Source organism: Pseudomonas sp. MD195_PC81_125 (assembly GCF_014060985.1).
Taxonomy (GTDB): Bacteria; Pseudomonadota; Gammaproteobacteria; order Pseudomonadales; family Pseudomonadaceae; genus Aquipseudomonas; species Aquipseudomonas parakoreensis.
Window position 1 is genome coordinate 1 of sequence record NZ_JABULD010000113.1, and the last position, 6,841, is coordinate 6,841.

At 62.3% G+C, this 6,841-nt stretch carries 4 protein-coding genes and 2 pseudogenes; 5 read left to right on the forward strand and 1 reads right to left on the reverse strand.

Going from position 1 to position 6,841, the window contains the following annotated elements; translation table 11 throughout:
• Positions 1-201 precede the first annotated feature (201 nt).
• The gene (locus HT737_RS04930; protein ID WP_121186100.1) at positions 202-474 is read left to right on the forward strand and encodes a hypothetical protein; all 273 of its coding nucleotides are present in this window, start codon (positions 202-204) and stop codon (positions 472-474) included.
• Positions 475-520: 46 nt separating this feature from the next.
• On the opposite strand, the gene HT737_RS04935 is transcribed toward HT737_RS04930, so the two are convergent.
• A complete protein-coding gene (locus tag HT737_RS04935; RefSeq protein ID WP_041073476.1) occupies positions 521-727 on the reverse strand; it encodes a hypothetical protein in 207 nt (68 codons plus the stop codon).
• 244 nt (positions 728-971) lie between these two features.
• Between HT737_RS04935 and HT737_RS04940 the strand changes: the two are divergent.
• The 4 genes and pseudogenes from HT737_RS04940 (at position 972) to paoC (ending at position 6,773) form a co-directional block, all read left to right on the forward strand.
• Positions 972-2,727, forward strand: a pseudogene (locus HT737_RS04940) (L-lactate permease).
• Between the two features lie 276 nt (positions 2,728-3,003).
• Entirely contained in the window at positions 3,004-3,627 is a 624-nt protein-coding gene (gene paoA, locus HT737_RS04945) for an aldehyde dehydrogenase iron-sulfur subunit PaoA (protein ID WP_095668892.1), read from the forward strand.
• Complete coding sequence (locus HT737_RS04950) at positions 3,624-4,580, forward strand: xanthine dehydrogenase family protein subunit M (protein ID WP_131671277.1); 957 nt, start codon at positions 3,624-3,626, stop codon at positions 4,578-4,580. Before paoA ends, HT737_RS04950 begins: the two co-directional genes overlap by 4 nt.
• Positions 4,577-6,773, forward strand: a pseudogene (gene paoC / locus HT737_RS04955) (aldehyde oxidoreductase molybdenum-binding subunit PaoC). Before HT737_RS04950 ends, paoC begins: the two are co-directional and overlap by 4 nt.
• The last annotated feature ends 68 nt before the right edge of the window (positions 6,774-6,841 follow it).

Below are 6,841 nucleotides of genomic sequence, written 5' to 3' on the forward strand. Positions count from 1 at the left end.
ACAGAGCCCTTCTGTGAACATCAATCCATTGAGCACCCGAAAAACCTGTGGGAGCTGGCTTGCCAGCGATGAGGCCAGTCGATCCACCACACCTATTAACCATCAACGCCGTCGATATTCACCATCGCCACGATTGCCTTCCGCCCACCGCCCGGCCAAGGCACGATTCATCCATCCGAGACGCAACGAGGAGTACCCATCATGATTCGCACCATCACCCTCTCCGTGAGCTTCCCGGCGTTCGGCAGCAACTATTACGACCAGCAGGTCGTCTCGCGCAAGACGCAAGCGCTGCTGTTCAACGAAGATTTCGACGATGTGCTGATGCCCGCTGCGAGCAATCACTTCAGCAATGAAGTGGTCGGCATCAACGATCAGTTCCGCTTTCTGAGCGACATACTCGCCACCCATTTGCTGGATCTCGAGGCCACCGTGCCTGCGCATTCCAGCGTCCGGGCGAGCGCTCATTTTTAATCGCCGAGGGCGTTCCCGTTGCGGGTAACGCCCTTTTGATTTCTACTCAGTCATCGTCGCGGTCACGATAGTAACGACGCCCGTCACGACGACCATCGTCGCGGTCATCCCAACGCCGGTCATGGTCGTAGTAACGGCCATGATCGCGGTCGTAATGCCGCCCGTGGCGGTGGTCATCATCAAAGTCCGCCACACAGCCCGCCAGCAATACGGCGGCAGTCACGGTCAGCAGCATCGTTGTAGCGCGCTTCATTCAACACTTCCCTAAAACCAAGGTCTTGACGACGGAACGGCTGCCACTGCCCACGCCTTCACAGGACGCAGTGCGCACAGCCGCTGATACGACCGGACAAAAGGACTTTGATTCACTGCCCGGGCACGACCGTTGATCGGCCGATTTGCTGTATCCGGGCGGCGGCGAAATGCCACCTATACTGCTGCTTACCGACTCCCACGCAATGGATCTGCGCCTCGATAACAACAAGCAGAGGTGGATCATGGTCTGGCAGCAAATCTACGACCCGTTCGGCAACCCGCTGATCTCCACGCTCATGGCCGCGGTGCCGGTGGTGGTGATGCTCGCGGCGCTGGCGTTCTTTCACGTCAAGGCGCACCTGGCCGCCCTGCTCGCCCTCGCTTCGGCATTGTTGATTTCGATCTTCGCCTTTGGCATGCCGGCGAGCATGGCCGGTTCGGCGGCGTTGTTCGGCGCGGCCAATGGTTTGCTGCCGATCGGCTGGATCGTGCTCAACATCATTTTTCTGCACCGCCTGACCACCGAGAACGGCTCGTTCAAAGTGCTGCAGGATTCCCTCGCACGCATCACCGATGACCGGCGTTTGCAGCTGCTGCTGATCGCGTTCTGCTTCGGTGCATTTTTCGAAGGCGCGGCAGGGTTCGGTACGCCGGTCGCGGTGACCGGGGCGATTCTGATCGGCCTCGGTTTTTTCGCCGCTGGCGGCGTCGGGTCTGGCATTGATTGCCAACACCGCACCGGTGGCGTTCGGCGCACTCGGTACGCCGATCATCACCCTGGCCAAGGTCACCGGTCTGGATGAAATGGAACTGTCGATGATGGTCGGTCGGCAGTTGCCGTTTTTCTCGGTGCTGGTGCCGTTCTGGTTGATCTGGGCGTTTGCCGGGTGGCGCAAGATGCTGGAGATCTGGCCGGCGATTCTGGTGGCCGGGGTCAGCTTCGCGGTGCCGCAATTCCTCGTCTCGAACTTCCACGGGCCGATGCTGGTGGACGTGATCGCCGCGCTGATTTCCATGGCCTGTCTGACCCTGTTTCTGCGAGTCTGGAAACCGGCGACGGTGTACACCTCGGCCGCCCTGTCCGGGCGGGTCGACAACTCCCGGGTCGAGGAAGAAAAAAGTCACCGCCAGCGCCGCCTTCAGCGATCAGGCACGCCCGGCGGTGATGCGTGCGTGGATGCCGTGGATCATCCTCACGGTGTTCGTGTTTGCCTGGGGCACCCAGGCTTCAAGAACATCTTCGATGTGCGCCCGGCACTGGATCCGGTGACGCACGCGGTCAAACTCGATCCTCAAGGCAAACCGCTCAATGAGGCCAATCCGATTTTCTCGCCAGCGCTGACCTTCACCACCCTGCACCTGCAAGTGCAGAAAGTCCCGCCGGTGGTGCCGGCGCCGAAAGCCGAGGAAGCGATCTACAAGTTCACCTGGTTCACCGCCACCGGCAGCGGCATTCTGCTGGCAGCGATTGTCGGCGGTTTATTGATGGGCTATTCGATCCCGCAACTGATCAAGCAATACTTGCGCACGTTGTGGGTGGTGCGCTTTTCGCTGATCACCATTGCCGCGATGCTGGCGCTGGGGTTCCTCACGCGTTATTCCGGACTGGACGCCACCATGGGTCTGGCGTTTGCCGCGACCGGAGTGTTCTATCCGATGTTCGGCACCCTGCTCGGCTGGCTCGGCGTGGCATTGACTGGTTCGGACACAGCTTCGAACGTGCTGTTCGGCGGACTGCAACGAGTGACCTCGGAACAGCTGGGCATCAGCCCGGTACTGATGGCGGCGGCCAACAGTTCCGGCGGGGTGATGGGCAAGATGGTCGATGCGCAATCGATCGTGGTCGCCTCCACCGCGACCCGCTGGTATGGGCATGAGGGCGAGATTCTGCGCTACGTGTTCTTCCACTCGATTGTGCTGGCGGTGCTGGTCGGCGGGCTGGTGACGTTGCAGGCGTATGTGGCGCCGTTCACGCACATGGTGGTCGGCGGGCATTGAACACAATACCTGTGGGAGCGGGCTTGCCCGCGATGGCGGTGTGTCATTCAAGCAATGCTGACTGACACGACCTCATCGCAGGCAAGCCCGCTCCCACAAGGTCAGCGTCGCCCAGCTCATTAATGAATCCTGCGCATAACTCTATAGCGCAAATCCGCAAAAACCTTTTCCCCTCCGCGCAGGTCATTCCAAGAACGAGACCGGCAAGCATGCCGGCGTGCCCGAGTGGGCCCTTCAATCCCTGCCGTCCTGATTAAGCCAGAGAGGAATCGAAGCATGACGATTTCCCGACGAAGATTCCTGATCCTCGGCGCGGTGACCGCCACCGCGTTTGCAATGCCCCCTTTCATCAGCCTCAAGGCCTACGCGGCCAGTCTGGAGCAACCCGCCATGGCCAAACTGACAATCAACGTCAACGGTACACCCCAAGCCCTTGAGGTCGATAACCGCACCACCCTGCTCGATGCCCTGCGCGAACACCTGCACCTGACCGGCAGCAAGAAAGGCTGCGACCACGGCCAGTGCGGCGCCTGCACGGTGATCGCCGACGGCCGTCGAATCAATGCCTGCCTGACCCTGGCGGTGATGCACGAAGGCAGCGAGATCACCACCATCGAAGGCCTCGGCATGCCCGACCATCTGCACCCGATGCAGGCCGCGTTCATCAAGCACGACGGCTACCAGTGCGGCTATTGCACGCCGGGGCAGATCTGTTCGGCGGTGGCGGTGCTCAAGGAAATCCGCGAAGGCATTCCCAGCCACGTCAGCCCGAGTCTGACCGAAGCCCCGCAACTGATTGCCAGCGAATTCCAGGAACGCATGAGCGGCAACATCTGCCGCTGCGGCGCCTACTCGAACATCATCGAAGCCATCACTGAAGTTGCGCAGGTGCCAGCATGAGAGCGTTCAATTACAGCCGCGCCGACTCCCCCGCCGCAGCCGCAACGCTGGCGGCGCAGATTGAAGGCGCGAAGTTCATCGCCGGCGGCACCAACCTGCTGGACCTGATGAAACTCGACATCGAAACCCCGCTGCACCTGATCGACGTCAACCACCTGGGCCTCGATCAGATCGAAGCCACACCTGAAGGCGGATTGCGCATCGGCGCGCTGGTGCGCAACACCGATCTGGCCGCCGACAGCCGCGTGCGCAAGGACTACGCGCTGCTCTCCCGCGCTTTGCTCGCCGGCGCTTCCGGTCAGTTGCGCAACATGGCGAGTACTGCCGGCAACCTGCTGCAACGCACCCGCTGCCCGTACTTCTATGACGTCAATCAGGCCTGCAACAAACGCCAGCCCGGCAGCGGCTGCGCGGCGATTGGCGGGGTCAGTCGGCAGTTGGGATTGATTGGCGTCAGCGACGCCTGTATCGCCACCCACCCCAGCGACATGGCAATTGCCATGCGCGCCCTCGATGCACAGGTTGAAACGGTGAAACCGGACGGCAGCACCCGCAGCATCGCCATCGCCGATTTCCATCAGCTCCCCGGCAACACGCCGAACATCGAAACCAGCCTCACGCCCGGCGAGTTCATCACGTCGGTAACCCTGCCGGCCCCAGTCGGCGGCACACACATTTATCACAAGGTGCGCGATCGCTCGTCCTACGCCTTTGCTCTGGTATCGGTCGGACTGATCCTGCACAAGGACGGCAGCGGACGTGTGGCAGTCGGTGGTATCGCGCCGAAACCGTGGCGGGTCGACGCCGCTGACGCGTTGCTGCCCCAAGGCGCTAAAGCCGTCAGCGAACGTCTGCTTGACGGCGCCACGCCAACCCACGACAACCAATTCAAACTGACGCTGGTCGAGCGCACGCTGGGCTCGGTGTTGGCGCAAGCGAGGGATCAGGCATGAAATTCGACACGCCCGCCACCACCAACCCGATCGACCAACTGAAAGTCGTTGGCAAGCCCACCGACCGCATCGAAGGCCCGCTGAAAACCAGCGGCCAGGCGCCGTACGCTTATGAGCAGCATCAGGCCGTGGCGAATCAGGCTTACGGTTTCATGGTCGGTTCGGCCATCGCCAAGGGCCGCATCAGCCACATTGATCTCGACGCGGCCCAAGCCGCACCGGGCGTGCTGGCCATCGTCACCGCCGCCAATGCCGGCAAGCTCGGCAAAGGCCAATACAATTCGGCGCCGCTGCTCGCCGGGCCCGAGGTGCAGCACTACCACCAGGCCGTGGCGCTGGTGGTCGCCGAGACCTTCGAACAGGCTCGCGCTGCGGCGCAATTGGTCAAGGTCGATTACGTCGCGGCCAAAGGCGAGTTCGAACTGGCCAACGTGCTTGACCAAGGCGTCGAAGACGACGAGTTGCCCGACGTGACCCACGGCGATTTCGACAAAGCCTTTGCCGCTGCGCCGGTGCAGTTCGACCAGACCTACACCACCCCCGATCAATCCCACGCAATGATGGAGCCGCACGCCACATTGGCCGCATGGAAAGGTGATCACCTGACCTTGTGGACCTCCAATCAGATGATTGCCTGGAGCGTCGGCGACGTCGCCACGACCCTTGGCCTGCCCAAGGAAAACGTGCGCCTGATCTCGCCGTACATTGGCGGCGGCTTCGGCGGCAAACTGTTCATTCGTGCCGACGCGATCCTCGCCGCCCTCGGTGCGCGCCTGGCCAACCGCCCGGTGAAAGTCGCCCTCGCCCGCCCGCAAATGGCCAACAACACCACCCACCGCCCGGCCACGATTCAGCGTATTCGGATGGGCGCGACGGCGGACGGCAAGCTCAGCGCCATCGCCCACGAAGGCTGGTCGGGCAACCTCAAGGACGGCAAGGTCGAAGTCGCCGCGCAACCGAGCCAGTTGCTTTATGCCGGGGAAAACCGCCGGGTGACCATGCGCCGGGCGCCGCTGGATCTGCCCGAAGGCAATTCCATGCGCGCACCGGGTGAGGCGCCGGGGCTGATGGCGCTGGAAATCGCCATGGACGAAATGGCCGAGCAGCTCAAGCTCGACCCGGTGCAGTTCCGCATCCTCAATGACACCCAGGTCGATCCGGTCAAAACCGAGCGTCCGTTCTCCCAGCGGCGTCTGATCGAATGCCTGCAGACCGGCGCCGAGAAATTCGGCTGGAACCAGCGCAACGCCACACCCGGTAGCCGTCGCGAAGGCCGCTGGCTGATCGGCATGGGCGTCGCTGCGGCGTTTCGCAACAACCTGCTGCTGAAATCCGGCGCCCGGGTGCGGCTGGAGCGCGATGGCAAGGTCACGGTGGAAACCGACATGACCGACATCGGTACCGGCAGCTACACCATCATCGCCCAGACCGCCGCCGAGATGATGGGCGTGCCTCTGGCGGATGTGACGGTGCATCTGGGCGATTCGAATTTCCCGGTGTCGTCCGGTTCCGGCGGCCAGTTCGGCGGTAACTGCTCGACTGCCGGGGTGTATGCCGCGTGCATGAAACTGCGTGAAGCGGTGGCGACGAAGCTGGGCATGAGCGGTAGTGACGTCGAGTTCGCCGACGGTCAGGTGCGTGCCGGCGGCAAGACTCTGCCGCTGCGTGATGCGGCAAAAGATGGCGTGGTCGAGGCCGAGGACAGCATCGAATTCGGCGACCTCGCCAAGCAGTATCAGCAGTCGACTTTTCGGTGCGCATTTCGTCGAAGTGGCAGTGGATGCAGCGACCGGCGAAGTCCGCGTGCGGCGTATGCTCGCGGTATGCGCGGCCGGACGGATTCTCAACCCGAAAGCCGCGCGCAGCCAAGTGATCGGGGCGATGACCATGGGCGTCGGCGCGGCACTGATGGAAGAGCTGGCGGTGGACAAGCGGCTGGGCTTTTTCGTCAATCACGACCTGGCTGGATACGAGGTGCCGGTGCATGCTGACATCCCGCATCAGGAAGTGATTTTCCTCGACGAAACCGATCCGGTTTCATCGCCGATGAAAGCCAAGGGTGTGGGTGAACTGGGGATTTGCGGCGTGAGTGCGGCGGTGGCGAATGCGATCTACAACGCCACCGGGGCGCGGGTGCGTGAGTATCCGATCACCCTCGACAAGATCCTCTCTTCCTTGCCAGAGATGATCTGACCCCCTGCAGGAGCTGCCGCAGGCTGCGATCTTTTGCTTTTGCTTGAGAGGCTAAAGTCAAAAGATCG

Bases quoted from the DNA above. Each gene is read 5' to 3' on its own strand.
- HT737_RS04930 (WP_121186100.1), top strand. From the start codon at position 202: ATGATTCGCACCATCACCCTCTCCGTGAGCTTCCCGGCGTTCGGCAGC.
- HT737_RS04935 (WP_041073476.1), bottom strand. From the start codon at position 727: ATGAAGCGCGCTACAACGATGCTGCTGACCGTGACTGCCGCCGTATTG.
- paoA (WP_095668892.1), top strand. From the start codon at position 3,004: ATGACGATTTCCCGACGAAGATTCCTGATCCTCGGCGCGGTGACCGCC.
- HT737_RS04950 (WP_131671277.1), top strand. From the start codon at position 3,624: ATGAGAGCGTTCAATTACAGCCGCGCCGACTCCCCCGCCGCAGCCGCA.